The organism is Arthrobacter sp. K410C (genome assembly GCF_059090105.1).
This window is the reverse complement of the sequence record NZ_JBNHFJ010000001.1, coordinates 34,499-60,413: the sequence shown is the minus strand read 5'-3', so window position 1 is coordinate 60,413 and position 25,915 is coordinate 34,499. Positions and strand designations below refer to the sequence as shown.

The 25,915-nt window shown below is 66.6% G+C and carries 19 protein-coding genes and 1 riboswitch; of the genes, 16 read left to right on the top strand and 3 right to left on the bottom strand.

The features are described 5' to 3' along the window. Window positions 1-14: 14 nt before the first annotated feature. The 4 genes from AC5RU7_RS00310 (at window position 15) to AC5RU7_RS00295 (ending at window position 3,484) form a co-directional block, all read left to right on the top strand. Window positions 15-638 carry an ATP-dependent Clp protease proteolytic subunit gene (locus AC5RU7_RS00310; protein ID WP_494009452.1) on the top strand — a complete coding sequence of 208 codons (624 nt, stop codon included), beginning with the start codon at window positions 15-17 and terminating at the stop codon, window positions 636-638. Window positions 639-676: 38 nt separating this feature from the next. Beyond that, complete coding sequence (locus tag AC5RU7_RS00305) at window positions 677-1,336, top strand: ATP-dependent Clp protease proteolytic subunit (RefSeq protein ID WP_494009401.1); 660 nt, start codon at window positions 677-679, stop codon at window positions 1,334-1,336. A 177-nt stretch (window positions 1,337-1,513) separates the two neighbouring features. Next, the gene (gene clpX / locus AC5RU7_RS00300; RefSeq protein WP_009372875.1) at window positions 1,514-2,794 is read left to right on the top strand and encodes an ATP-dependent Clp protease ATP-binding subunit ClpX; all 1,281 of its coding nucleotides are present in this window, start codon (window positions 1,514-1,516) and stop codon (window positions 2,792-2,794) included. A gap of 75 nt (window positions 2,795-2,869) precedes the next feature. Beyond that, a complete protein-coding gene (locus tag AC5RU7_RS00295; protein ID WP_494050629.1) occupies window positions 2,870-3,484 on the top strand; it encodes a mycothiol-dependent nitroreductase Rv2466c family protein in 615 nt (204 codons plus the stop codon). A gap of 323 nt (window positions 3,485-3,807) precedes the next feature. Here the strand turns inward: AC5RU7_RS00295 and valS are convergent, their stop codons facing one another. Then, window positions 3,808-6,429, bottom strand: a complete 2,622-nt coding sequence (gene valS / locus AC5RU7_RS00290; RefSeq protein WP_494050628.1) for a valine--tRNA ligase — start codon at window positions 6,427-6,429, stop codon at window positions 3,808-3,810. Between the two features lie 178 nt (window positions 6,430-6,607). Between valS and AC5RU7_RS00285 the strand changes: the two genes are divergently transcribed. Continuing rightward, the gene (locus tag AC5RU7_RS00285) at window positions 6,608-7,366 is read left to right on the top strand and encodes an SDR family oxidoreductase (protein ID WP_494050627.1); all 759 of its coding nucleotides are present in this window, start codon (window positions 6,608-6,610) and stop codon (window positions 7,364-7,366) included. A 21-nt stretch (window positions 7,367-7,387) separates the two neighbouring features. Here the strand turns inward: AC5RU7_RS00285 and AC5RU7_RS00280 are convergent, their stop codons facing one another. Further along, window positions 7,388-8,404 carry an endonuclease/exonuclease/phosphatase family protein gene (locus AC5RU7_RS00280; RefSeq protein WP_494050626.1) on the bottom strand — a complete coding sequence of 339 codons (1,017 nt, stop codon included), beginning with the start codon at window positions 8,402-8,404 and terminating at the stop codon, window positions 7,388-7,390. A 367-nt stretch (window positions 8,405-8,771) separates the two neighbouring features. Between AC5RU7_RS00280 and ileS the strand changes: the two genes are divergently transcribed. The 4 genes from ileS (at window position 8,772) to ndk (ending at window position 14,420) form a co-directional block, all read left to right on the top strand. Then, window positions 8,772-12,098: an isoleucine--tRNA ligase gene (gene ileS, locus AC5RU7_RS00275; RefSeq protein WP_494050625.1), complete on the top strand. Its 3,327-nt coding sequence runs from the start codon at window positions 8,772-8,774 to the stop codon at window positions 12,096-12,098. 3 nt (window positions 12,099-12,101) lie between these two features. After that, entirely contained in the window at window positions 12,102-13,460 is a 1,359-nt protein-coding gene (locus AC5RU7_RS00270) for a bifunctional folylpolyglutamate synthase/dihydrofolate synthase (protein WP_494050624.1), read from the top strand. Between the two features lie 2 nt (window positions 13,461-13,462). Next, window positions 13,463-13,927, top strand: a complete 465-nt coding sequence (locus AC5RU7_RS00265) for a DUF4233 domain-containing protein (protein WP_494050623.1) — start codon at window positions 13,463-13,465, stop codon at window positions 13,925-13,927. Between the two features lie 79 nt (window positions 13,928-14,006). Continuing rightward, window positions 14,007-14,420 carry a nucleoside-diphosphate kinase gene (ndk, locus tag AC5RU7_RS00260; RefSeq protein WP_494050622.1) on the top strand — a complete coding sequence of 138 codons (414 nt, stop codon included), beginning with the start codon at window positions 14,007-14,009 and terminating at the stop codon, window positions 14,418-14,420. A 71-nt stretch (window positions 14,421-14,491) separates the two neighbouring features. On the opposite strand, the gene AC5RU7_RS00255 is transcribed toward ndk, so the two are convergent. Next, window positions 14,492-15,160 carry a vitamin K epoxide reductase family protein gene (locus tag AC5RU7_RS00255; RefSeq protein WP_494050621.1) on the bottom strand — a complete coding sequence of 223 codons (669 nt, stop codon included), beginning with the start codon at window positions 15,158-15,160 and terminating at the stop codon, window positions 14,492-14,494. Window positions 15,161-15,598: 438 nt separating this feature from the next. Here AC5RU7_RS00255 and AC5RU7_RS00250 point away from each other — a divergent pair, with 438 nt between their 5' ends. The 7 genes from AC5RU7_RS00250 (at window position 15,599) to AC5RU7_RS00220 (ending at window position 25,889) form a co-directional block, all read left to right on the top strand. Then, window positions 15,599-18,940 (top strand): Rne/Rng family ribonuclease, encoded by a 3,342-nt coding sequence (locus AC5RU7_RS00250; protein ID WP_494050620.1) that lies wholly within the window; start codon window positions 15,599-15,601, stop codon window positions 18,938-18,940. A gap of 151 nt (window positions 18,941-19,091) precedes the next feature. Then, window positions 19,092-19,189, top strand: a riboswitch (TPP riboswitch). 7 nt (window positions 19,190-19,196) lie between these two features. Beyond that, window positions 19,197-20,747 carry a bifunctional hydroxymethylpyrimidine kinase/phosphomethylpyrimidine kinase gene (gene thiD, locus AC5RU7_RS00245; RefSeq protein WP_494051327.1) on the top strand — a complete coding sequence of 517 codons (1,551 nt, stop codon included), beginning with the start codon at window positions 19,197-19,199 and terminating at the stop codon, window positions 20,745-20,747. A gap of 262 nt (window positions 20,748-21,009) precedes the next feature. Beyond that, the gene (gene rplU / locus AC5RU7_RS00240) at window positions 21,010-21,318 is read left to right on the top strand and encodes a 50S ribosomal protein L21 (protein ID WP_142045052.1); all 309 of its coding nucleotides are present in this window, start codon (window positions 21,010-21,012) and stop codon (window positions 21,316-21,318) included. A 58-nt stretch (window positions 21,319-21,376) separates the two neighbouring features. Beyond that, window positions 21,377-21,640, top strand: coding sequence for a 50S ribosomal protein L27 (gene rpmA, locus AC5RU7_RS00235; protein WP_009372867.1), 264 nt, complete (start codon window positions 21,377-21,379; stop codon window positions 21,638-21,640). A 115-nt stretch (window positions 21,641-21,755) separates the two neighbouring features. Continuing rightward, window positions 21,756-23,345: a GTPase ObgE gene (gene obgE / locus AC5RU7_RS00230; RefSeq protein ID WP_494050619.1), complete on the top strand. Its 1,590-nt coding sequence runs from the start codon at window positions 21,756-21,758 to the stop codon at window positions 23,343-23,345. Beyond that, a complete protein-coding gene (proB, locus tag AC5RU7_RS00225; RefSeq protein ID WP_494050618.1) occupies window positions 23,335-24,486 on the top strand; it encodes a glutamate 5-kinase in 1,152 nt (383 codons plus the stop codon). Before obgE ends, proB begins: the two co-directional genes overlap by 11 nt. A gap of 26 nt (window positions 24,487-24,512) precedes the next feature. Beyond that, window positions 24,513-25,889, top strand: a complete 1,377-nt coding sequence (locus AC5RU7_RS00220) for a glutamate-5-semialdehyde dehydrogenase (RefSeq protein WP_494050617.1) — start codon at window positions 24,513-24,515, stop codon at window positions 25,887-25,889. The last annotated feature ends 26 nt before the right edge of the window (window positions 25,890-25,915 follow it).

Genomic DNA, 25,915 nt, shown 5'->3' with positions numbered 1-25,915 from the left:
CAGAGGCCCCCCGGATGGCGACCGTCGATCCCGCGGCCCAGGACAACTACATTTACAACCGCCTGCTGAAGGAGCGGATCATCTGGCTTGGCTCGGAGGTGCGCGATGACAACGCCAACGCAATCTGCTCCCAGCTGCTCCTCCTGTCCGCCGAGAACCCGGACAAGGACATCTACCTGTACATCAACTCCCCGGGCGGCTCCGTGACGGCTGGCATGGCCATCTACGACACCATGCAGTTCATCCCCAACGACGTCGTCACCGTCGCCACCGGCCTCGCCGCCTCCATGGGACAGTTCCTGCTGTCCTCGGGCACCAAGGGCAAGCGCTACGCCACCCCCAACGCCCGCGTCCTGATGCACCAGCCTTCCGGCGGCATCGGCGGCACCGCGTCGGACATCAAGATCCAGGCGGAACTGATCCTCCACATGAAGAAGGTCATGGCGGAACTGACCGCCGAGCAGACCGGCCAGACCGTGGAAACCATTCTCAAGGACAACGACCGCGACAAGTGGTTCACCGCCACGGAAGCCCTCGAGTACGGCTTCTTCGACAAGATCGCCGCCCACGCCGGCTCCGTCTCCGGCGGCGGCGGAACGTCGAACGGCTCCGGCAGCCATTCAGCATCCGAGAACTAAACCGGCACCACGAACACTCAGATCAGGAGCAACAGAAAATGAACTACAACTTCGGGTGGTCCGCCGGTAATCTTCCGTCCAGCCGCTACGTCCTGCCCCAGTTCGAGGAGCGCACCCCTTACGGCTTCAAGCGCCAGGACCCCTACACCAAGCTCTTCGAGGACCGCATCATCTTCCTCGGCGTGCAGGTGGACGACGCATCGGCGGACGACGTCATGGCCCAGCTGCTGGTCCTCGAGTCCACCGACCCGGACCGCGATATCACCCTCTACATCAACTCGCCCGGCGGTTCCTTCACCGCCATGACGGCGATCTACGACACCATGCAGTACATCCGCCCGGAGATTCAGACTGTCTGCCTGGGGCAGGCTGCCAGTGCGGCAGCGGTCCTCCTCGCGGCCGGAACGCCGGGCAAGCGCCTGGCCCTTCCCAACGCCCGCGTACTGATCCACCAGCCCGCCCTTTCCGGCGGCCAGGGCGGACAGGCCTCGGACCTTGAGATCCAGGCCGCGGAAGTCATGCGCATGCGGTCCTGGCTCGAGGACACCCTGGCCCGCCACTCGGGCCGGACGTCCGAGCAGGTCAACAACGATATTGAGCGTGACAAGATCCTCACCGCGGACGAAGCCCAGGCCTACGGCCTGATCGACCAGGTCCTGGACTCACGCAAGATCAAGCCTCAGGCAATTACGAGGTAGCAGTACGTAAAGCGCCGGTGCGGGCCAGTTCATTTGGCCCCACCGGCCTTTTCCTTCCACCCTAGGGAGCTAATGTGACCTAGAGTGGATGTTGTCACAAACCGGTCCTCGCAGGCTGGTGATGATTCCAGCGACGGTGCAAGGCTGCTCGGCAGCAAGATACTAAGGGGTTCACATATGGCTCGGATTGGCGAGAGCACGGATCTGCTGAAGTGCTCTTTCTGCGGAAAGAGCCAGAAGCAGGTGCGCAAGCTCATTGCCGGGCCCGGGGTGTACATCTGCGATGAGTGCATTGAATTGTGCAACGAAATCATTGAAGAGGAACTCGCGGAGGTCGCCGACCTGGGCAGCTTCGAACTGCCGAAGCCCCGCGAAATCTTCGACTTCCTGCAGGAATATGTGATTGGCCAGGAGCCTGCCAAGCGTTCCCTGGCCGTCGCCGTCTACAACCATTACAAGCGCATCCAGGCCGGGCACGCACCCAAGTCCGGAAGCCTGGCGGACGGCGGACACCACGACGACGTCGAAATCGCCAAGTCCAACATCCTCCTCATCGGCCCCACCGGCTGCGGCAAGACTTACCTCGCCCAGACCCTCGCCCGGCGGCTGAACGTACCGTTCGCGGTTGCCGATGCCACCGCCCTGACGGAGGCCGGCTACGTGGGTGAGGACGTGGAGAACATCCTCCTCAAGCTCATCCAGGCCGCGGACTACGACGTCAAGAAGGCCGAACAGGGCATCATCTACATCGACGAGATCGACAAAATCTCCCGCAAGAGCGAAAACCCGTCCATCACCCGCGACGTCTCGGGTGAGGGCGTGCAGCAGGCGCTCCTGAAGATCCTGGAGGGCACCGTCGCCTCGGTACCGCCCCAGGGCGGCCGGAAGCATCCGCACCAGGAATTCATCCAGATCGACACCACCAACGTGCTGTTCATTGTGGCTGGCGCGTTTGCCGGCTTGGAGGAGATCATCGGCTCCCGGTCCGGACGCAAGGGGATCGGGTTCGGTGCACCGCTCAACGAAGCCAGCAAGAAGGTGGACTCCTACGGCGAAGTCATGCCCGAGGACCTGCTCAAGTTCGGCCTCATTCCTGAATTCATCGGCCGCCTCCCCGTGATTACCACGGTGTCCAACCTGGACCGCGAGGCGCTGATCCAGATCCTCTCCACGCCGAAGAACGCCCTGGTCAAGCAGTACCAGAAGATGTTCCAGATCGATGGCGTGGAACTCGTCTTTGACGACGCCGCCCTGGACGCCATCGCGGACCAGGCGCTGGAACGCGGCACCGGCGCCCGCGGCCTGCGGGCCATCCTGGAGGAAGTCCTGCTGCCGGTCATGTTCGACCTCCCCAGCCGGGAGGACGTGGCCAGCGTGGTCATCACCGCGGACGTTGTGCTGAAGGGCGCGGAGCCCACCATGATTCCGCATGCGGCCAAGCGGCGTAAGTCCGCCTGACGTCACGCATAATTCCTAACACCCCTGCCAGCCGTGGTTGCCGCGCGGGCAGCGGCCAACACCGAAGGATCCGCTATGTCTGAAACCGTAAAGAACAGGGCCGACTTCTGGTTCGATCCGCTGTGCCCCTTCGCCTGGATCACTTCCCGGTGGATCGGGGAAGTCGAGGGCGTCCGCGACATCGAAACGGTGTGGCACGTCATGAGCCTCGCCGTGCTCAATGAGGGGCGGGACCTGGAGCCCTCCTACCGGGAATCCATGGACAACGCCTGGGGCATGGTCCGCGTCATCATCGCCGCCCAGCAGGAGCACGGGCAGGAAACCGTCAAGGCCCTGTACGACGCCATGGGCACCCTGATCCACGACGGTGGCGAAAAGGACCGCAGCCTCGTCATCACCAAGGCGCTGGCGGAATGCGGGCTGCCCGCCTCCCTGGCGGAAGCCGCCACTACCGACGCTTACGACACCCAGCTCCGTGCAAGCCACGAGGAAGGCATTTCGCTGGTGGGCCAGGACGTGGGCACCCCCGTCGTGTCCTTCAACGGCACGGCATTCTTTGGCCCAGTCCTCACCCGCATTCCGCGGGGCGAGGAGGCCGGCAGGCTCTGGGACGCCACCACCGTCCTGGCCGGCTACCCGCACTTCTTCGAGCTTAAGCGCAGCCGCACGGAGCGCCCGGAATTCGACTGAACGGCCCCATGCGGCAGCGGAAAGGGCCGCGGGTAAACTACTCGTTTGTAGTTCTCCCGGGGCCCTTGCGCATGCCTCCGGCCGGGACAACAATGGTTCTTACCCACTTCGAAAGAAGCGGGACGCAGGAACCAAAGATTCAGTGACATGTATCTGACGCAGCCTTTGGCAAAGCCAGATACAAGCTACCAGTGACGAGGTAGGAAGACCTGAAAGTCCAAGGATCCTGCCAGACCATCAAGTCGTCACCAGATGGCCGAAAAGTCGAAGCCCCACCAACGGCAAAACGCTGATGGGGCTTCCCCTTTGCCCGAAATCGGGTGCTAGGCCTTGGCGGGCTCGTCCGTGACGGCGAGGTCCACGCCGCTGACCGTCAGCTCCCCGTCGCCCGCCACAAGGGCGATCTCCCGGGCGTTGGACGCCGCTTTCAGGTCGGACAGGCCGGCCTGCAGCTGCGCGGTCAATGCCTCAGGCGCCGTGATGGTCGCGGACAGCACCTCCGTGCGCTGCTTGACCTTCGCCTCGGACTTGGCCTTGCGGACACCGCTCAGTGCGAGTCCCACGGTGGCCAGCATGGTGGTGTCCCCGCCGGGAACCTCCAGCCCCGTGGGCCACTCGGCGCGGTGGACTGAACCATTGCGCCACCAGCTCCACACCTCTTCGGTGGCGAAAGGCAGGAACGGCGCGAACAGCCGCAGCAGGGTGTCCAGGGTGGTGGCCAGGGCCGCCAGCACCGAAGCCTGCTCGGCCTCGCCGGCCGCGCCGTACGCACGGTCCTTGACGAGTTCAACGTAATCGTCGGTGAACTGCCAGAAGAAGCTCTCCGTGATCTGGAGCGCCCGGGCGTAGTCGTAGTTGTCGAACGCCTTGGTGGACTCCCGCACAACCTCGCCGAGCTGGGCCAGCAGCGCCCGGTCCAGGGGATTGGTGAGCACGGCCAGGTCCGCACGAACAACCGAGTTTTCCGTGGCCCCCAGGTTGAGGACGAACTTGGAGGCGTTGAGCAGCTTGATGGCCAGGCGGCGGCCGATCTTCATCTGGGCGATCTCGTACGCAGTGTCGGCGCCGAGACGGGCGGAGGCTGCCCAGTAGCGGACGGCATCGGAACCATACTCGTCCAGGACGTCGGTGGGAACCACCACGTTGCCCTTGGACTTGGACATCTTCTTGCGGTCCGGGTCCAGGATCCAGCCGGAGATCGCAGCGTGCTTCCACGGCGCGTTCTTCTGCAGTGCGTCGGCACGCACCACCGAGGAGAAGAGCCAGGTCCGGATGATGTCATGGCCCTGCGGGCGCAGGTCGAACGGGTAGACCTTGGCGAAGAGGTCCTCGTCGCGGCTCCAGCCGCCCACAATCTGGGGAGTCAGCGAGGACGTGGCCCAGGTGTCAAAGATGTCGGCGTCGCCGGTGAAGCCGCCCGGCACATCGCGCTGGGATTCCTCGTAGCCCGGTGCGGCGTCGGCCATCGGGTCCACTGGAAGCTGCGCATCCGAGGGAACGATGGGTGCGTCGTAGTTTGGGTTGCCTGCATTATCCAGCGGGTACCAGACGGGGATGGGCACGCCGAAGAAGCGCTGCCGGGAGACCAGCCAGTCGCCGTTGAGCCCCGAAATCCAGTTCTCGTAGCGTGAGCGCATAAAGGAGGGGTGGAAGTCGATCTCGTGGCCGCGCGAAATCAGCCGCTCGCGGCGGTCCTCGTCGCGGCCGCCGTTGCGGATGTACCACTGCCGGGAGGTGACAACCTCGAGCGGTTTGTCGCCCTTCTCGTAGAAGTTCACCGGGTGCATGATCTTCTTCGGCTCACCCTCCAGGAGGTCCGCGGCGGCCAGGAGCTCCACCACGCCTTCCTTGGCGCTGAAGACCGTCTTGCCAGCGATCTTCGCGAAGGCCTCACGGCCGGCGTCGGTGGTGATCCACTCCGGGGTTTCCCCGACAATCCGGCCGTCGCGGCCCACGATCGCGCGGGTGGGCAGCTGGAGTTCGCGCCACCAGGTAACGTCCGTCAGGTCGCCGAAGGTGCACACCATGGCGATGCCGGAGCCCTTGTCCGCCTTAGCGAGCGGGTGGGCCTTGACCTCAACCTCGACGCCGAAGACGGGGGAAGTGACCTTCTTGCCGAACAGCGGCTGGTACCGTTCGTCGTCAGGGTTGGCCACGAGCGCCGCGCAGGCAGCCAGGAGCTCGGGACGGGTGGTCTCGATGTAAATCTTTTCCCCGTCCTCGGTGAAGAAGGGGTAGCGGTAGTAGGCGCCGGGCACTTCGCGGTCTTCGAGTTCGGCCTGCGCCACGGCGGTCCGGAAGGTGATGTCCCACAGGGTGGGGGCCTCGGCCATGTAGGCGTCGCCGGCAGCGAGGTTGGCCAGGAAGGCACGCTGGGAGGCGGCGCGCGAATTGTCGTCGATGGTCCGGTACGTCAGTTTCCAGTCGACAGACAGGCCCAGTGTCTGGAACAGGTTCTCAAAGACCTTCTCGTCCTCGACTGCCAGTTCTTCACACAGTTCGATGAAGTTCCGGCGGGAGACCACGTCGAAGTCCCGCTGGTTCTTGGCCGGCTGGGCCGGCGGGCGGTAGTCCGGGTTGTAGGGGATGGCAGGGTCGCAGCGGACGCCGTAGTAGTTCTGCACCCGGCGTTCGGTGGGCAAGCCGTTGTCGTCCCAGCCCATGGGGTAGAAGACGTTCTTGCCGGTCATGCGCTGGTAGCGGGCCAGCACGTCGGTCTGGGTGTAGGAGAACATGTGCCCCACATGCAGCGACCCCGAAGCGGTGGGCGGGGGAGTGTCGATCGAGTAGACCTGCTCCCGGGTGGTGTCGGGGTTGAACTTGTAGGTTCCCTCGGCCAGCCAGCGCTGCGTCAGAGCAGCTTCGAGGCCCTCGAGGGCCGGCTTGTCAGGAACGTTGATGGGGGCGGTGGTGGGCGTGTCTGTACCCTGCGTGTCTTCAGCCATTGGGCAATTCTTTCATGCTCCGTTGCATCGCACAGAACCGCGGCGGACCAGCATGCCGCCCATGGGTGCCAAAGGAGCCGGCTTCGTTGTAAAACGGATCTACGATCCGCCGGCGGACGACGACGGCTGCCGGGTCCTGACGGACAGGCTTCGGGCAGCGGGCGGCTAGGGTGGTGCCATGACTGACGATGTGCACAAGAAAGCAGCTTTGGTGACCGGCGCGAGCAGCGGGATCGGGGAAGCCGCCGTGCGCGCCCTGGCATCCGGCGGATGGACAGTCTTTGCCGTCGCCCGCCGGGCGGACCGCCTTGAGGCACTGGCGGCCGAAACCGGAGCAATCGCTATTCCTGCTGATATTTCCGTGGACGAGGACGTGTCCCGGCTGCTCAGCCGGGTCACCGAAGCAGGCGGCATCGACACCCTCATCAATATCGCCGGTGGTGCCAGGGGCGCAGACAGGATCGCGGAGGCCAGCACGGAGGACTGGGACTGGATGTACCGGGTGAATGTCCTGGGCACCATGAAGCTGACCCGCGCCTTCCTGCCCATGCTGCGTGCAAACGGGGAGGGAACGGTGCTGAACCTCACCTCCACCGCCGGCCTTGCAGCGTACGAAGGCGGCGGGGGCTACAACGCCGCAAAATACGCCCAGCGTGCCATGACCGAGGCGCTGCGGCTCGAAGAAGCCGAACACAACGTCCGCGTCATCGAAGTTGCGCCGGGACTGGTCCACACCGAGGAATTCGCCCTCAACCGGCTCGGAAACCGGCAGGCTGCGGACAAGGTCTATCAGGGAGTGGAGAAGCCCCTGACGGCCGGGGACGTGGCGGACGTGGTCCGGTACGCTGTCAGCGCCCCCCACCACGTCAACCTGGACCAGATTGTCATCCGGCCGGTGGCCCAGGCCTCCAACTACAAGCTCATCCGGAAGGGCTAGCCCGGGCGGGCAGGACCAGGCCTACTTCACCCGGACCGCCAACGTGGCCAGGACGGCGGCGTGGTCCGTGCCCGCCACCCGGCGGACCGAGTAGTTCGAACCCGTGATGTCCGGGCTCGTGACCAGATGGTCCAGCGTCACCCCGGGAAGGTAGAAGCCGCGCATCGGCCAGGTGGGGACCAGGCGGCTGCCCGCGGCTGCGGAGACGTCCACCAGTGGCCTTGTCCCGCCGCCCCCTGCCAGCAGTTCCCGGAACTCCCGGTGGTCGAGGGTGGCGTTGAAATCGCCCGCCAGCAGGAGCGGTCCCGCCCCGGCGTCGATCCGGTCCAGTGCCGCCAGGTCGCTGCGCCATTGGGCCAGGCCGTCATCCACCGGTGCGAGGGTATGGACGGCCACCACCCGCAGGGCCGCTTCCTGCCCCGCAGCCGACAGGTCGACGCTGACCACGGGCATCGTGAACGGGCTGTCGGGCACAACCCCCACCTCCCGGAGCGGAAGCGAGGAAAAGATGGCAGCGCCCCCGGCCCTGCGCCAGGGATGCTCTACCTGTTGGGGGAGCAGGCCTGGCAAGCCTGCCGCGGACAGCCTGTCCGCCAGTTCCCGGGTGTATTCCGCCACCACCAGCAGGTCCACCTGGTGTTCCTCCACCAGGCCCACGATGCCGGCCGCGTCCGCCCTGCCCAACTCCGCATTGATGGCCATGGCCTTCACTTCCACCACCGGCTGGCCGGCGTGGGCAGTTTCGGGCACAGCCGTCGCCGGGGGAAACAGCCACAGCACCTGGACACCGAGGAGCGCCGCGGTCACCAGTTGCAGCGGCCTGCTGCGCGCGGGAATGGACAGCAGGAAGGCCACGGCGGCCGGCACCGTGAACCAGGGAACAAAGGCCAGCAACTGCACGGCCAGCACAGGCCAGTCAGCGGGAATCGCGCGCAGCAAGCCAATCAGGGCAACGGGAGCGGCGGCGGCTGCCGAGGCCCAGCGGAATGCCCGGGCGCCACGAAGCCGGGCGGGCGGGACCGGGGCCGCGTCACTCATGCCTCCGATTGTAGGGACTGCCGGCGGGAAGCGGGCGTGCTGAATGGAAACCTTCGCCCGATGGATAGTAGAATCGAAACCGGCTATGACCCGGCAATCACCGGTGAGCTTCCGGAAGAACACGCGGACGGGCTTGTCGAACCTGGCATCCCCGGTACGCGCCAGTAGAACCGGACGGGTAAGCCCGTCACAGCAGTAATGAGTGGCCGTCGTCGCGTACGTTCCTTCCGGAACGCGCAACGCGGTAAGTGAGGTGGTACCGCGGTGAGCGTGGAGTCCGGCGGACAACACGGAAGCCGTCCTCGCATCCTGAACGGAACAGAAGGCGCAAGCCGGCAGTTCGCCAAGCTCAACCCAGGATGTCGACATGACGTATTACCCCAAGGCCTCAGCCAGTACTTCCACCAGCGCGTCGTCCGTCGGCGGTGCCGCTGTGTCCGCCTCCGTGAGGTTCCCGGAGATCGAAGAGCGCATCCTGAAGTACTGGGACCAGGACGGCACCTTCCAGGCCAGCATCGACCAGCGCAGCGCCGACGCCCCCGGCGGTGAACCCGGCAGCAACGAGTTCGTGTTCTACGACGGCCCGCCCTTCGCCAACGGACTGCCGCACTACGGCCACCTCCTCACCGGCTACGCCAAGGACCTGGTGGGCCGGTACCAGACCCAGCGCGGCAAGCGCGTCGAGCGCCGCTTCGGCTGGGACACCCACGGGCTCCCCGCCGAACTGGAAGCCATGAAGCAGCTGGGCATGACCGACAAGACCCAGATCGAAGCCATGGGCATCGACAGGTTCAATGACGCCTGCCGGGCATCCGTCATGAAATATGCCGACGAATGGCGCAGCTACGTCACCCGCCAGGCACGCTGGGTGGACTTCGACAACGACTACAAGACGCTCAACGTCGAGTACATGGAGTCGGTCCTCTGGGCTTTCAAGCAGCTGCACGAGAAGGGCCTGACCTACAACGGCTACCGCGTGCTTCCATACTGCTGGAAGGACGAGACGCCGCTGTCCAACCACGAGCTCCGCATGGACGACGACGTCTACAAGAACCGGCAGGACCAGACCGTCACGGTCACGTTCCCCATCACCGCCGGGCAGTCGGACCTGTCGAAGCAGCTCGCGGGCGTCCAGGCGCTCGCCTGGACCACCACGCCCTGGACCCTGCCCACCAACGCCGCGCTCGCCGTCGGCCCTTCCATCACCTACGCCGTACTGCCGGCCGGTCCGAACGGCATCAAGGCTGCGTCCGCGGACGCGCCCGTCACCGGCAGCTTCCTGCTGGCCGCCGACCTGGTGGGCAGCTACGCAAAGGACCTGGGCTATGACGGCTTCGAAGCCGCGCAGGCCGCCGTGGTGTCCACCCACACCGGCGCAGAGCTGGAGGGCCTGGCCTACGAGCCGCTGTGGCATGACTTTGCCGACAACGAAAAGTACGGCATGGAGAACGCCTGGCGCTTCCTGGCGGCCGATTACGTCACCACCACCGACGGCACGGGCATCGTGCACCAGGCCCCCGCCTACGGCGAGGACGACCAGAAGGTCTGCGAGGAAGCCGGGATCCCGGTGATCCTGTCCGTGGATGAAGGCGCCAAGTTCCTGCCCCTGTTCAAGCACGGCGACCTCCACGACATCGTGGGCCTGCAGGTCTTCGAGGCCAACAAACCCATCACCCAGGTCCTGCGCGCCCAGGGCCGGCTGGTCAAGCAGGCAAGCTACGAGCACAGCTACCCGCACTGCTGGCGGTGCCGCAACCCGCTGATCTACCGCGCCGTCTCCTCCTGGTACGTAGAGGTCACCAAGTTCAAGGACCGGATGTCCGAACTGAACCAGGAGATCAACTGGATCCCCGGCAACGTCAAGGACGGGCAGTTCGGCAAGTGGCTGGAAAACGCCCGTGACTGGTCCATCAGCCGCAACCGCTACTGGGGCAGCCCCATCCCGGTGTGGCAGTCCAGCGACCCCGAATACCCCCGCACCGACGTCTACGGCTCACTGGCGGAAATCGAGGCCGACTTCGGCCGGCTGCCCCTGAACAAGGACGGCCAGGTGGACCTGCACCGCCCGTTCATCGACGAACTCACCCGTCCCAACCCGGATGATCCGCGCACGCCCGAAGAAGGCCAGTCCGTCATGCGCCGGGTGGAGGACGTCCTGGACGTCTGGTTCGACTCCGGCTCCATGCCCTACGGCCAGGTGCACTACCCGTTCCAGAACGAAGCCTGGTTCGACACCCACAACCCGGCAGACTTCATCGTCGAATACATCGGGCAGACCCGCGGCTGGTTCTACATGCTGCACATCCTCTCCACGGCCCTGTTCGACCGGCCTGCATTCCGGAACGTGATCAGCCACGGCATCGTGCTCGGGTCCGACGGGCAGAAGATGTCCAAGAGCCTGCGCAACTACCCGGACGTGTCCGAAGTACTGGACCGCGACGGGTCGGACGCCATGCGCTGGTTCCTGATGTCCAGCCCCATCCTGCGCGGCGGCAACCTGATCGTCACCGAGCAGGGCATCCGCGACGGCGTCCGGCAGGTCATCCTGCCGCTGTGGAACGTGTACAGCTTCTTCACGCTCTACACCAATGCCGCCAACGACGGCGCCGGCTATGACGCTCAGCTGCGCTACGACGGGTACACGGACACCCTGGACCAGTACCTGCTCGCCAACACGGGCGAGCTGGTGCGGAACATGACCGGGCAGCTGGACACCTACGACATCTCCGGTGCGTGCGACGAGCTCCGCAGCTACCTGGACATGCTCACCAACTGGTACGTCCGCCGCAGCCGCCAGCGCTTCTTCGACGAGGACCGGGACGCCTTCGACGCCCTGTACACCGCCCTGGAGGCTGTCTCCCGTGCCGCCGCATCGCTGCTGCCGCTGGTCACCGAGGAAATCTGGCGCGGGCTCACCGGCGGCCGCTCCGTGCACCTGGCGGACTGGCCCGACGCCGCACTGTTCCCGGCCAACCCGGACCTGGTCCAGGCCATGGACCGGGTGCAGCAGATCTGCTCCACCGGTTCGTCCCTGCGCAAGGCAGCGAACCTGCGTGTCCGCCTGCCGCTCCAGGAACTCACCGTGGTGGCACCCGGTGCCGATGCGCTGGAGGGCTTCGCCGCCGTCGTCGCGGACGAACTCAACATCCGCTCGGTCCGGCTGCTGGACGCCGCCACTGCTTCCCCCGAGGAGTTCGGCATCCAGCAGAAGCTGGTGGTCAACGCCCGCGCTGCCGGACCCCGCCTGGGCAAGAACGTCCAGGTGGCCATCAAGGGATCCAAGTCCGGTGACTGGTCCGTGGATGATGCCGGCGTCGTGACCGCGGGTGGGCTCCAGCTGGAACCCCAGGAGTACACTCTGGAGACCGTCGTGGCAGAATCCGACCGCGGTTCGGCGTCCGTCGCAGTGCTTGCGGGCGGCGGCTTCGTGGTCCTCAACACCGAGGTCACACCGGAACTCGAGGCCGAAGGCCTGGCACGCGACATGGTCCGCGCCATCCAGCAGGCCCGCAAGGACGCCGGACTCAACGTCAGCGACCGGATCCGCACCACGGTGACGGCACCGCAGAACGTGGTGGACGCCCTGCTGGGGAACGCGGACCTGGTCAAGGGTGAAACGCTGACCGTGGACCTTGCTGCGGAACCTGCCGACCTGGCCGAACCCGCCGTCGCCGTCGAAAAAGTGGAGGCTTAGGACATGACCGATCACTTCTCAGTGGAAAGTGTCTACGCCGAACTGCTCGGCCGGGCACCGGAAAACAAGATGGAACCCCGGCTGGCTCCGCTCTTCCGGGCCATGGAGGTGCTGGGCGAACCCAACAAGGCGTACCCGATCATCCACGTGACGGGCACCAACGGCAAGACCTCCACCTCCCGCATGATCGAAGCCGTGCTCCGCGCACACGGGCTGAGCACGGGCCGCTACACTAGCCCGCACCTTTCCAAGGTCACCGAGCGCATCAGCATTGACGGGCATCCGGTCGCTGACGAGACGTTCGTCCGGATCTGGGACGAGATCCGCCCCTACCTGCAGATCGTGGACGCCGAACTGGAAGCGGAGGGGCAGCCGCGCCTCACGTACTTCGAGTGCCTTACCATCCTGGGCTTCGCTGTTTTCGCGGACCAGCCGGTCAACGTGGCCATCATCGAGGTGGGCCTGGGCGGCATCACCGACGCCACGAACGTGGGCGACGGCCAGGTCTCGGTCGTCACCCCGATTTCGCTGGACCACACCGATCTGCTGGGGGACACCCCCGGCGACATCGCACTGGAGAAGGCCGGAATCATCAAGCCGGGCGGCTACCTGGTGAGCGCAGCGCAGCCGCTGGACGCCGCGCAGGTGCTCCTCGAGAAAGCCAAGGACGTGGGCGTGCCGTTCCGCTTCGAGGGCGTGGAGTTCGGCGTCGAGTCCCGGAGCGTGGCGGTCGGCGGCCAGATGGTCACCATCCAGGGCATCGCCGGCCGGTACCCGGACCTGCTGGTGCCCCTGCACGGCGCCCACCAGGCCCAGAACGCGGCCGTGGCGGTGGCCGCGCTGGAGGCATTCTTCGGCGGGGAAAAGGAACTCAACTTCGAGGTGCTGCAGGAGGGCTTCGCCGCGGTGACGTCCCCCGGCCGGCTGGAAGTGGTGCGCACTGCGCCCACCATCATTGTGGACGCCGCCCACAACCCGGACGGCATCAAGGCGTCAGCCGCCGCACTGCAGGAAGCCTTCACGTTCACCCGCCTTGTTCCCGTGGTGGGCGTGCTCAAGGAAAAGGACGCCGAGGAGATCCTGCGCCAGCTCAAGGAATCCCTGGGTGGCGTTGCCGAGGAATACTGCTTCACGCAGTCGAACTCGCCGCGCGCCGTTCCGGCCGCCGAACTCGCCGAACTGGCCGTTGACCTCGGCTTCGGCGAGGACAACGTGCACATCGCCGAGAAGCTGGACGACGCCCTTGAATGGGCCGTGGAGCGGGCCGAAGCCAATGACGACCTCTCCGGCGGCGTCCTGGTGACCGGCTCCATCACGCTGGTGGCGGAAGCCCGCATCCTGCTCGGAAAGACGGAGGCGTAAGGATGGCCCGGCTCACCAAGGCACAGCGGCAGTGGCGTCCAGGCATGCCCAGGAAGCGCCGCTCCACCAAGGTCATGTTCGCCTCCACGGTGCTGCTCCTGGAAGCATTCGTGATGTTCTTCGCCACCCTGGCGGTATTCGGCCTGCGCCGCGGCGAGTTTCCGCCGGCGCTGATCCTGGGCGTCGGCATTGGCCTGAGCGTGGTCATGGTCCTGGCCTGTGCAGTCCTGTCAAAGCCCTGGGGCATCGGGCTCGGCTGGATACTGCAGATCGTGCTGATCCTGACCGGCATCTTCGAACCCGCCATGTTCCTCGTGGGGGCCTTGTTCGCACTTGCCTGGTGGTACGGAATCAGGACCGGCATCCGGCTGGACCGCGAAGCCGCCCAGCGGGAGCGCGAGCAGGCCGAGTGGGAAGCGGCCCATCCGGACCAGGCCGCCGGGCCCGGCCAGCCGCAGACCCCCTGAACCGGACTGAACCGACCGGACCCTGCCGGCGGGTCCCCGTAGACTTGTCCCGAAACCCCACCAACGCATTGGAGCAGTTGTGACCACTGAGCGCACCCTCGTCCTGATCAAGCCCGACGGCGTCGCCCGTAACCTCACCGGTGCCATCCTGGCCCGCGTCGAAGCCAAGGGATACACCCTTGCTGAACTGAAGAAGGTGGATGCCACCCGCGAACTGCTCGAGCAGCACTACGAGGAGCACGTTGGCAAGCCGTTCTATGAGCCGCTGGTTGAATTCATGCTCAGCGGGCCCGTGGTGGCGGCCATCTTCGAGGGCCACCGCGTCATCGAAGGCTTCCGCTCGCTGGCCGGCACCACCGATCCCACGACGGCGGCCCCGGGCACCATCCGCGGCGACTTCGGCCGGGACTGGGGCCTGAAGGTCCAGCAGAACCTGGTGCACGGCTCCGACTCCACCGATTCAGCCGAGCGGGAGATCAAGATCTGGTTCTAAAGGACCTGAACGAAGCAAAGGGAAGGCCGGTGTTCATCAGAACACCGGCCTTCCCTTTGCTGTCGTTGCGGCTAGAAACCTGACGTCCCGGCGAACACCTGGATGAACGCGAAGAAGATGCTGGCGGCCACGGCCACGTAGAGCAGGGCCACGATGATCCAGCCGGAATCAGCCACCAGGCGGGCAGCGCCAGTGCGGATGGGGATGATTCCGGCGCTGATGTTCCGGATGGTCACCCAGATGAAGAGGGGGATCATGGCGGCCCACACGATCATGCAGAAGGGGCACAGGATGTGGATGTCGTAGAGGGCCTGCGACCACAGCCACACCACGAAGGCGAATCCGAGCGTGACGCCCGTCTGCAGGCCCACCCAGAACCAGCGGGCAAAGGTGGCGCCGGACAGCAGTGCCATGCCCACGGTGATGATGACGGCGAACGCCACGATCCCGATAAACATGTTGGGGAAGCCGAACAGGGAGCTCTGCCACGTCTTCATCACATCCCCGCAGGAAATCCAGGGATTGACGTCGCATACCGTGGTGTGGTTCGGGTCCTGGAGCACTGCAAGCTTTTCCAGGACCAGCGTTCCCGAGGCCAGCCAGCCGACGGCGCCGGTGATCACCAGCAGCCAGCCGAAAGGCTGGTTGCGGGCCATGAAGGGCACGGCCGCGGAACTGCTGTCCGGGCCGGTGGTCCGGTCCGGGGCTTCGGTGCCGCTGGCGGGGGAGATGCTGGGCATTGGTTTGGCGTCCTTTTCGTCCGGTGCTCCTTAGCCCGATTGTAACGCCGCGGGCTGGAAGCCATTCCCAGGAAAAAGGGGCAGCAGCCTCCGCCTCCGCCGTGATTTAGTCCGGATGTGAGAGAATGAACCTGGTTGGAAGCCGATCCACATTCGGACTCCGGTCCGGTGGACTGTTCTCAAGACCGCCAATGATGAGCAGGGCAGGCTTCGAAGGCTGACGGCACTCCCGCGACTCCATTGGACGGCACCTGGTTGTGGCATGTAGAACAACGGGTTTCAGGACATCCCCCGGCTCCCACGGGCTGCCGCACCCCAATGCCGGTGCGAACCTGGGAGTATCCACTTGACTTCTGTCAACGCCTGCGGGTTTTGACAATATGTGCCCCAATGGGTGCCGGATGTGGCGGTGCGTCAGGGGCAGGAGTGTAGCTGCATATGGAAAACGAGCAAGACCTGGCCGTTAACGGCGATGCGCCGGCCTCCGAGGCCCCCGTCGCACCCAAGAGGACCCGCCGCAAGGCGGTAACGAAAACCGACGACGCCGGTACTGCCGCGGAAGGCATCGTTCCGGCCGACCCCGCCACCGCGGAGAACGTTGAGGCTGCGGCCGAGGAAACCAAGGCGCCGGACCGCCGCACCCGCGCCCGTAAAAAGGTTGACGCCGCGGAGCCCCTCCCGGCCTTCGCCGGGGATGCCGCAGAGACTGGAGCCGCTGCGGCTGACACCGCGGAGGGCGCGCCTGCTGCCCCGGAAACGGAAGTGGCAGAGAAACCCGTCCGCCGCCGTCGGGTTGCCACCCGGAAGGCAGCTGCCCCGGCAGCCGAAGCTGCAGCAGCGCCCGCTGCGGAAGCTGCTCCGGCGCAACTGGAGTCGGCAACTGCTGGCGAGGCAGTAGAAACCGGTGCCCCCGCCGCAGCATCTGCCGAGGAGCAATCACCTGAGGCAGCGCCGGAAGAGGCACCGGCAGCCCACGACGCCGGCCGGGCGCCGTCGGACGCGGCCGCTGCAGGCGACGCGCCGCAACACGCCGCTGCAGGGGAGCCCGCCGAAACGGAGGAGCCTGCGAAGGAAGCTGCCAGCGCCTTTGCCTCACTGTTCCTGGAACCGGCTTCCCCCACTTCCGTACTGTTCCAGGCCCCGGACCTGAGCACTGTGGTGCGCCCGGCTCCGGCCGTCCCGGAGGATGTGGAAGAGGACGACGCCGAGGACGGCGACGCCGACGATTCCGCCGGCCGCCGCAGGCGCCGCAGCCGCGGCCGCCGCAGCCGCAGCCGCCTCGAAGATCGTGACGCGGAGGCTGCCACTGACGGCGAAGCCGGCGACGACGCCGAAGCGGAGGGCGACGAAGCGTCCGCCCTCCTGGAAGAGGGCGTCACATCCCGCCGGCGGCGCCGGCGGCGCCGCGGCGACCAGGACCTCGAACTGACCGGCGGCGGGGACGACGATCCCCCCAACACCGTCACCCGTGTCCGCGCCCCGCGCGCGGTGACCGAGCAGGCCGCCAGCAACCGCGTGACCAGCGTCAAGGGTTCCACCCGCCTGGAAGCGAAGAAGCAGCGCCGGCGTGAGTCCCGCGATACCGGCCGGCGCCGCACCGTCATCACCGAGGCGGAGTTCCTGGCCCGCAGGGAATCCGTGGACCGCCAGATGATCGTCCGCCAGCGCGACGACAGAATCCAGATTGCCGTCCTCGAGGACGGTGTCCTCGCCGAGCACTTCGTCTCCAAGACCCAGCAGGACTCGCTGATCGGCAACGTCTACCTGGGCAAGGTCCAGAACGTGCTGCCCTCCATGGAGGCAGCATTCGTGGACATCGGGCGCGGCCGCAACGCCGTCCTGTACGCCGGTGAGGTGAACTGGGAGGCCGTCAACCTCGAAGGCAAGCAGCGCCGGATCGAAAACGCGCTCAAGTCCGGCGACACCGTCCTGGTCCAGGTGACCAAGGACCCGGTGGGTCACAAGGGCGCTCGCCTGACCAGCCAGATCTCGCTGCCCGGCCGCTACCTCGTGTACGTTCCCGGCGGGTCCATGACCGGCATCTCACGCAAGCTGCCCGACGTCGAACGCAACCGCCTCAAGCGCATCCTCAAGGACCGCCTCCCGGAGCAGGCCGGCGTCATTGTGCGCACCGCGGCCGAAGGGGCGTCCGAGGAAGAGCTGACGCACGACATCAACCGGCTCCGCGCCCAGTGGGAAGGCATCGAAAGCCAGTCCACCTCCACCAAGGTGCTGGCCCCCGAACTGCTGTACGGCGAACCGGACCTCACCATCAAGGTGGTCCGCGACGTCTTCAACGAGGACTTCTCCAAGCTGATCGTGTCCGGTGAAGAGGCCTGGGACACCATCGAGGCCTACGTCACCTACGTTGCCCCGGACCTGGTGGGCCGGCTCGAGAAGTGGACCAAGGACCAGGACATCTTCGCCGCCTGGCGGATCGACGAGCAGATCCACAAGGCCCTGGAACGGAAGGTCTTCCTGCCGTCCGGCGGTTCCCTGGTGATCGACCGCACCGAAGCCATGACCGTGGTTGACGTCAATACGGGCAAGTTCACGGGCAGCGGCGGCAACCTTGAGGAAACCGTCACCAAGAACAACCTCGAAGCAGCCGAGGAAGTGGTGCGCCAGCTCCGCCTCCGGGACATCGGCGGCATCATCGTCATCGACTTCATCGACATGGTCCTTGAATCCAACCGGGACCTGGTGCTGCGCCGCCTGGTGGAATGCCTGGGCCGCGACCGCACCAAGCACCAGGTTGCCGAAGTCACGTCCCTGGGCCTGGTCCAGATGACCCGGAAGCGCATGGGCACCGGGCTCCTGGAGGTCTTTGGCGAGCAGTGCGAGGCCTGCGCCGGACGCGGCGTTGTCACCCACGACGACCCCGTGGAGCACCGCCGCGCCAACATCGTTGCTGCCGAGCACCACGTGCAGCGCACCGACAGCCGGCCGGAATCCCGTGCCGAAAGCCACCGGAACGAGGGCCAGCGGACCGACAGCAGCCAGCCCGGGGGACGCCCGGATCGCAAGCGGCGGCGCGGACGCGGCGGCCAGCAACCCGATGCTGCGCCGGCGCCCGCTGTGCATGTCCACACGGTCCACCCGGACCCGGCCGACGCCGAGCGCCACGCCAAGGCTGAAGCCACCAGGCTGGCCCTTGCCAACATCGCGGCGGCTGCGCATGCGGCGCACCTGCACGACGACGAGGTCGCGGCGGCCAGGCAGGCCCAGTCGGCCCAGCCCGCGGCGCCTGCCGTGGAAGAGAAGCACGACGCCGGTACCCCGCCACGGCCTGCGGCTGTCCTGACCTTCGGCGGCGAGAAGGTTGCCCTGCCCTTCGTGGAGCACGCGGAGGAGCAGCAGCCCCGCCCTGCCCTCACCCTGGACAGGCTCGCGGAAGCCTTCGCCCACCTGGGCGAACCGGCGCCTGCCGCCGAAACCCCCGCGGAAGAACAGGAAGCCACGCGGCCCGAGGCGGTTCCGGCACAGGCGGAACAGCCGGCTGCCCCTGCGGAAGCTGAGAAGGACTGGTCTGACCACACGGTGGACCAGTCCCGCCAGCGGCGGCCGCGGCGCAACCGCAGCGCTAGCCGCGCCCAGGGTGCCGCCAACGAAACCAGCGTGCAGCAGCACGAGAACGTTCCGGCACCCAGCGCCGGACACAGCCATGCTGCCAAGGCCCCGGAACCCGCATCGGCCTCGCAGGAACGCAAGGAAGGCGCGCCCAAGCCCGCCGAGGCGCCCATCATCCTGGGCGTGGGGGTTCCTGCCTCTGAGCTTTAAGCCCAGGCAGGGCCACTGGGTAACCCGGGAAGTCCCCGTCTCGTGGACCGTTCCCCTCCGTATTCCGGGGGGAACGGCCCATAAGGCGGGGACTTTCCTGCATGCGGTGGCTGTCACTTTTCCCGGGCTCCCAGGTCAGCGGCTAGGCTGGGTAACCGACACGGGGTGCCGCGCGAAGGGCCGGCTGAGATCCAGACCCGTTGAACCTGTCCGGCTAGTACCGGCGAAGGGATGTCCTTTGTCTTCGACCCTCTTTATGCCCGCGGAAACTTCCCAGCCCGACGCAATCCCGGATGCGACCGTCCAGGCCGCGCCCGCCCAGCCAGCGCTGCGCCGGGACGTGCCGCGCGTCCTGTCCATTGCCGGTTCGGACCCGTCCGGCGGCGCCGGCATCCAGGCGGACCTGAAAAGCATTGCGGCGCACGGCGGCTACGGCATGGCTGCCATCACCGCCCTCACCGCGCAGAACACCCGCGGCGTGGCTGCCGTCCACCTGCCGCCCGCGTCCTTCCTCGCCTGCCAGCTGGATGCCATCAGTGACGACATCAGCATCGACGCCGTCAAAATCGGCATGCTGGGCGACGCCGGGGTGATCGCCACGGTCCGGACCTGGCTGGAGAAGGTGCGTCCCGCCGTCGTGGTCCTTGACCCGGTAATGGTGGCCACCAGCGGTGACCGGTTGCTCCAGGAATCCGCCGAGGCAGCGCTCCGCGATCTGCTGCCGCTGGCCCACCTCATCACCCCGAACCTGGCCGAACTTGCCATGCTCGTGGGCGAAGAACCCCGGGATTCCTGGGCCGGGGCCCTGGAACAAGGGCGAAAGCTGGCCGATGCCACCGGAGCAACCGTGCTTGTGAAGGGCGGCCACCTGTCAGGTGCGCAATGCCCGGACGCCCTGGTCAACACCGCCGGCCTGCTGCGGGCGGAGGTCATCGAGGTACCGGGGGAGCGGGTGGCCACCAGGAACAGCCACGGAACGGGGTGCTCGCTGTCCTCTGCAATGGCCACGGTGCAGGCTCGGCGGGGGGACTGGGAGGCGTCGCTGCGGGAAGTGAAGCCCTGGCTGGCGGGGGCGCTCGCGGACTCCGCCCGGCTTGAGGTAGGAGCCGGCAACGGGCCCGTGCACCACTTCCACCACCTGCGGGCAGTTCCGCAGCCGGGGTCATTCGAAGCCCTGCTCTGGACTGAAGCTGAAGCGGACCTGGACGCCATCTACCGCCTGGACTTCATCCGCGGCCTGGTCTCGGGCAGCCTGCCGGAGAAGGAATTTGCCTATTACCTGGCCCAGGACGCCATCTACCTGAACGGCTACTCCCGCGTGCTGGCACGGGCAAGCGCCTTGGCCCCCACGGAGGCGGAGCAGCTGTTCTGGGCCGGATCCGCGCAGCAGTGCCTGGAGGTTGAGTCCGAGCTGCACCGATCCTGGCTCAGCACGCGCCCCGTCCAGGCCGAACTTGGCCCCGTGACAAAGTCCTACGTCGACCACCTCACGGCGGCCTCCGCGTCGGGCAGTTACGCGGTGCTCGCCGCGGCCGTCCTGCCGTGCTTCTGGCTGTATGCGGAGGTGGGCAAGACCCTCCACGCCCAGTTCCTCGCCGCGGGCGAACCGGCCGGCCACCCGTACGCGGAGTGGCTCCGGACGTACGCTGACGAGGATTTCGCCGAAGCGACCCGGAAGGCCATTGCCATTGTGGATGCGGCCGGGCGAAGCGGCTCGGACGCCGAGCGGGCGGACATGGTCACGGCCTTCAAGCAGTCCTGCCGCCTGGAAGTGGACTTTTTCGACGCGCCGCGGCTGCACGCCTGAGCCTGTGGCGCCCGTCCCGCCGGTACCATGGTTGGTGCGCGGCCCCGCTGTCCGGCCGGCCTGTGGTTCCTATCACAGCCGGCGCGCAGGAGCCAGCCTCATTTGCGGCCGAAGACAAAATTAGCGTAGTCTAGTTCTTCGGTGCTTACGCCAACACTTGGGTTATGACCCCACGGCGTTGAGGCACAGCGAGAAGCCAGCCTGTTAGAGCCGGTTCCGCACGCAAATTTAGTTAGAAACGTCGAGAGAAGTGAGTTCCCAAGTGGTGTACGCGATTGTCCGCGCAGGCGGCCGCCAAGAGAAGGTTTCCGTCGGAGACTTCGTTACCCTGAACCGCGTCGCCGGTGGGGCTGGCAGCACCATTCAGCTGCCCGCACTGCTCCTGGTTGACGGTGACAAGGTCACCTCTGCCGCTGCTGACCTGGCCAAGGTAACTGTTACAGCTGAGATCCTGAACGACCTCCGTGGTCCGAAGATTGTGATCCAGAAGTTCAAGAACAAGACCGGTTACAAGAAGCGCCAGGGTCACCGCCAGGAACTGACCAAGGTCAAGATCACTGGTATCCAGTAACCTTCGTTACTGTTCAGGTTTTTAGCAGATCCCCAGAACTTAGAGGCAGGCATTTCAAATGGCACATAAAAAGGGCGCGAGCTCCACTCGCAACGGTCGTGATTCCAACGCTCAGTACCTCGGCGTAAAGCGCTTCGGCGGCCAGGTTGTTTCCGCTGGCGAGATCATCGTCCGCCAGCGCGGCACCCACTTCCACCCGGGCGCTGGCGTGGGCCGTGGCGGCGACGACACCCTGTTCGCACTGACCCCGGGCGCCGTTGAATTCGGTACCCGCCGCGGTCGCCGCGTCGTCAACATCGTTGCTGCTGCAGCTGCAGAGTAACAACCAGCATCAAAGCGGTGGAGCGGGCCTGATGGCCCGCTCCACTGTTCTTTTAACCGCATTACAATCGTGATGGCGCTTTCGGCGCCGCGAAAACAGCACTGAGGAGATTTACGTGGCCAGCTTTGTAGACCGGGTAGTACTGCACGTATCCGGCGGTAGCGGCGGCCACGGGTGCGTCTCCGTCCACCGGGAGAAGTTCAAGCCCCTCGGCGGGCCCGACGGCGGCAACGGCGGCAACGGCGGCGACGTCATCCTGCGCGTGGACCACCAGACCACCACCCTCCTGGACTACCACCACGCACCGCACCGCCACGCCACCAACGGGGGCCCCGGCATGGGTGACTGGCGCGGCGGCAAGAACGGCGAAACCCTCGTGCTGCCTGTGCCCGACGGCACCGTGGTCAAGTCCAAGGACGGCACCGTCCTGGCCGACCTCGTTGGCGAAGGTGCCGAGTATGTGGCCGCGGCCGGCGGCATTGGCGGCCTGGGCAACGCTGCTCTCGCATCCCAGAAGCGCCGTGCGCCGGGCTTCGCGCTGCTCGGCATCGAGGGTGAGTCCCGGGACATCGTCCTGGAACTGAAGTCCATCGCCGACATCGCGCTTGTCGGGTTCCCGTCAGCGGGCAAATCAAGCCTCATCGCCGCCATGTCTGCCGCCCGCCCCAAAATCGCCGATTACCCGTTCACCACCCTGGTGCCCAACCTGGGTGTTGTGCAGGCAGGGGACGTCCGCTTCACCATTGCCGACGTTCCCGGGCTGATCGAGGGCGCCAGCGAAGGCAAGGGCCTCGGCCACAACTTCCTGCGCCACGTGGAGCGCTGCGCCGCGCTGGTCCACGTCCTTGACTGCGGCACCCTGGAATCGGACCGCGACCCCCTCAGCGACCTCGCCATCATCGAGGCCGAGCTCGAAAAGTACGCCGTGGACATGAGCTACGCCGGCCAGGACGGCGAAGTGGTTCCGTTGAACCACCGGCCTCGCCTGGTTGCCCTCAACAAGGTGGACCTGCCGGACGGCAAGGACATGGCGGAATTTGTCCGGCCGGAGCTGGAATCCCGCGGGTACCGGGTGTTCGAGGTGTCCGCCACCAGCCATGAAGGCCTCCGCCAGCTCGGTTTTGCCATGGCAGAAATCGTCAAGGCTGCCAGGGACGCAGTGGCAGCTGCGCCGCCCAAGGTGCAGCCTGCCGTGCTGCGGCCCCGCGCCGTCAACGAAACCGGCTTCCGGATCCGCCGCGAGGAAAAGAACCTCGAGCCGCTGTTCCGCGTCCTGGGCGAAAAGCCCGTGCGCTGGGTCAAGCAGACCGATTTCACCAACGAGGAAGCCATCGGCTACCTCGCCGACCGCCTGGCGAAGCTCGGCGTGGAAACGGAACTGTTCAAGCAGGGCGCCAAGCCCGGCGACACCGTGGTGATCGGCGAGGATGACGGCGTCGTCTTCGACTGGGAGCCCACCATGATGGCGGGCGCCGAACTCTTGGCCTCGCCACGCGGCACGGATGTCCGTTTTGCCGATATCGGCGACCGGCCCACCCGCAACCAGAAGCGTGGGGAACAGCAGGAACGCAAGGATGCCAAGGCCGCCGCGCGCGCTGAACTCGAAGCTGAGCGTAAGGCCGGCATCTGGACTGAGTCCGTGAGCAGCCGCCGCGTTGCCAAGCCGCTCAAGGAGAGTGGACTGGACGCAGACAATGAGTTCTAGGGCTGCCGCCACGGAACCGGTCACCGGTTCGGTGGACAGGAGTGTGCTTGCCAACGCCCGGCGGGTGGTGGTGAAAGTCGGTTCGTCGTCGCTGACGAGCATCAAGGGCGGCATCTCGGAGGAATCGCTCGTCGCCCTCGCCGACGCCCTGGCCGCCAAGCGCAACGCGGGCACGGAACTGATCCTGGTGTCCTCCGGTGCCATTGCCGCCGGGCTGGCCCCGCTGGGCCTTGCCAAGCGGCCGCGGGACCTTGCAACCCAGCAGGCCGCGGCCAGCGTGGGGCAGGGACTGCTGATGGCGCGCTACACGCAGGCCTTCGGCGCGCACGGCGTGACGGTCAGCCAGGTTTTGCTCACCGCTGAAGACCTGATGCGCCGCAGCCAGCACACCAACGCCTTCCGGGCCCTTAACCGGCTCCTGAACCTGGGCGTGGTTCCGGTCGTCAATGAAAACGACACCGTGGCCACGCACGAAATCCGGTTTGGTGACAACGACCGCCTCGCGGCCTTGGTGGCCCACCTGGTCCGGGCCGACGCGCTGGTGCTGCTGTCCGACGTTGACTCGCTCTACGACGGCCCGCCGTCGCTCGGGGCGAAGCGGATTCCCCTGGTCGAAGGCCCGCATGACCTCGAAGGCGTCACCATCGGCAAGGCGGGCAAAGCCGGCGTCGGCACCGGCGGCATGATGACCAAGGTGGAGGCCGCTACCATGGCCGCCGGTTCCGGCATCCACGCCCTGGTCACCTCCACGCCCAACGCGGCCGCCGCCCTGAATGGCGAGGACGTGGGCACCTGGTTCACGGTCAACGGGGCGCGCAAGCCTGTGCGTCTCCTCTGGCTGGCGCACGTGGCGTCCGTGCAGGGCCGCCTGGTCCTCGACGACGGCGCGGTGCGGGCCGTCCGGCACCACCGCACCTCCCTGCTGCCGGCGGGCATTTCAGCGGTGCACGGGGATTTTGAAGCGGGCGACGCCGTCGAGATCGCAGGTGCCGACGGCACCGTGGTGGCGCGCGGGCTGGTGAATTACTCGTCCGTGGAATTGCCCCGCATGCTCGGCCGGTCCACCCGGGACCTTGGGGAGGAACTGGGCACCGGCTACGACCGCGAAGTTGTTCATGTTGACGACCTGGTTCTGGTCTGAGCCGCGGGCTCGCCTAAACTGGGAACATGACTGAGGCCCTGATTTCCAACACTGCTGACAATTCCGTAGACGCTGCCGCTGCCGGTGCGCAGCCGGTCACGCCTGCAGCAGCGCCGGAATCCGCTTCGGTTCCGCTCTCCGATGCGGACGTCCAGGCCGCAGTCCACGCCATCGCGGATCGCTCACGCACCGCCGCCCGCCGGATGGCCATGGCCAACCGTGCCTGGAAGGACCGGGCGCTGCGGGCAGTGGGCGCCGCCCTGGAGGAGAACGCCCAGGCAATCCTGGCCGCCAACGCCAGGGACGTCGCCGCCGGCAAGGCCAACGGCACCTCTGCTGCCATGCTTGACCGCTTGACCCTGACCGAGGCCCGTATCGCCGGGCTGGTGGCAGCACTGGAAAACCTGGCCAACCTGCCGGACCCCGTCGGCAACGTGGTCCGCGGCCAGACCCTGCCCAACGGCCTGCGCCTGCGCCAGGTGAATGTCCCCATGGGCGTGGTGGCCGCCATCTACGAAGCCCGCCCCAACGTCACCGTTGACATCGCCGGCCTGGCCCTCAAGAGCGGCAACGCCGTGATCCTGCGCGGCGGCAGCGCTGCGGAGGCCACCAACGAGGTGCTGGTGCGGGTGCTGCGCGAGGCCCTCGAATCCGTGGGCCTGCCTGCCGACGCCGTGCAGACCGTGGACCCGTACGGACGCGCCGGCGCCAACGTCCTCATGCGGGCCCGCGGCAGGGTGGACGTCCTGATTCCCCGCGGCGGCCGCGACCTCATCCAGACAGTGGTCAATAACTCCGCCGTCCCCGTCATCGAGACGGGGGAGGGCAACGTGCATATCTTCATTGACGAATCAGCCGGCGAAGAGATGGCCGTGGAGATCCTGCTCAACGCCAAGACCCAGCGGCCCAGCGTCTGCAACACTGTTGAAACGCTCCTGGTCCACTCCGGGTCCACCGTGCTGCCCGCCGTCGCTGCCGCCTTGAGCAAGGCCGGGGTACGGCTGCACGCGGACGACCGCATCCGCGCCGCCCTGCCTGACTCCATCGAGTCGGAACCGGCGACGGATGAGGACTGGGGCACGGAGTACATGAACCTCGACCTGGCGGTGGCCATGGTGGACAGCCTCGATGAGGCCGTCAGCCACATCCGTGCCTGGTCCACCGGCCACACCGAGGCCATCCTCACCAACAACCTGGCCAACGCTGAACGGTTCATCGCCGAAGTTGATTCGGCAGCCGTCATCGTCAACGCGTCCACGCGGTTCACCGACGGCGGGGAACTGGGGCTGGGTGCCGAGGTGGGCATTTCCACGCAGAAACTGCATGCCCGCGGTCCGATGGGCCTGACCGAACTCACCACCACCAAGTGGATCGTGCAGGGCGAGGGCCAAGTCCGCGGGTAGCAACGCGGTAACATAGACCAGACGCC

Coding starts and splice junctions, on each gene's coding strand:
- AC5RU7_RS00310 (WP_494009452.1), top strand. CDS start 15: ATGGCGACCGTCGATCCCGCGGCCCAGGACAACTACATTTACAACCGC.
- AC5RU7_RS00305 (WP_494009401.1), top strand. CDS start 677: ATGAACTACAACTTCGGGTGGTCCGCCGGTAATCTTCCGTCCAGCCGC.
- clpX (WP_009372875.1), top strand. CDS start 1,514: ATGGCTCGGATTGGCGAGAGCACGGATCTGCTGAAGTGCTCTTTCTGC.
- AC5RU7_RS00295 (WP_494050629.1), top strand. CDS start 2,870: ATGTCTGAAACCGTAAAGAACAGGGCCGACTTCTGGTTCGATCCGCTG.
- valS (WP_494050628.1), bottom strand. CDS start 6,429: ATGGCTGAAGACACGCAGGGTACAGACACGCCCACCACCGCCCCCATC.
- AC5RU7_RS00285 (WP_494050627.1), top strand. CDS start 6,608: ATGACTGACGATGTGCACAAGAAAGCAGCTTTGGTGACCGGCGCGAGC.
- AC5RU7_RS00280 (WP_494050626.1), bottom strand. CDS start 8,404: ATGAGTGACGCGGCCCCGGTCCCGCCCGCCCGGCTTCGTGGCGCCCGG.
- ileS (WP_494050625.1), top strand. CDS start 8,772: ATGACGTATTACCCCAAGGCCTCAGCCAGTACTTCCACCAGCGCGTCG.
- AC5RU7_RS00270 (WP_494050624.1), top strand. CDS start 12,102: ATGACCGATCACTTCTCAGTGGAAAGTGTCTACGCCGAACTGCTCGGC.
- AC5RU7_RS00265 (WP_494050623.1), top strand. CDS start 13,463: ATGGCCCGGCTCACCAAGGCACAGCGGCAGTGGCGTCCAGGCATGCCC.
- AC5RU7_RS00255 (WP_494050621.1), bottom strand. CDS start 15,160: ATGCCCAGCATCTCCCCCGCCAGCGGCACCGAAGCCCCGGACCGGACC.
- AC5RU7_RS00250 (WP_494050620.1), top strand. CDS start 15,599: ATGGAAAACGAGCAAGACCTGGCCGTTAACGGCGATGCGCCGGCCTCC.
- thiD (WP_494051327.1), top strand. CDS start 19,197: ATGCCCGCGGAAACTTCCCAGCCCGACGCAATCCCGGATGCGACCGTC.
- rpmA (WP_009372867.1), top strand. CDS start 21,377: ATGGCACATAAAAAGGGCGCGAGCTCCACTCGCAACGGTCGTGATTCC.
- proB (WP_494050618.1), top strand. CDS start 23,335: ATGAGTTCTAGGGCTGCCGCCACGGAACCGGTCACCGGTTCGGTGGAC.
- AC5RU7_RS00220 (WP_494050617.1), top strand. CDS start 24,513: ATGACTGAGGCCCTGATTTCCAACACTGCTGACAATTCCGTAGACGCT.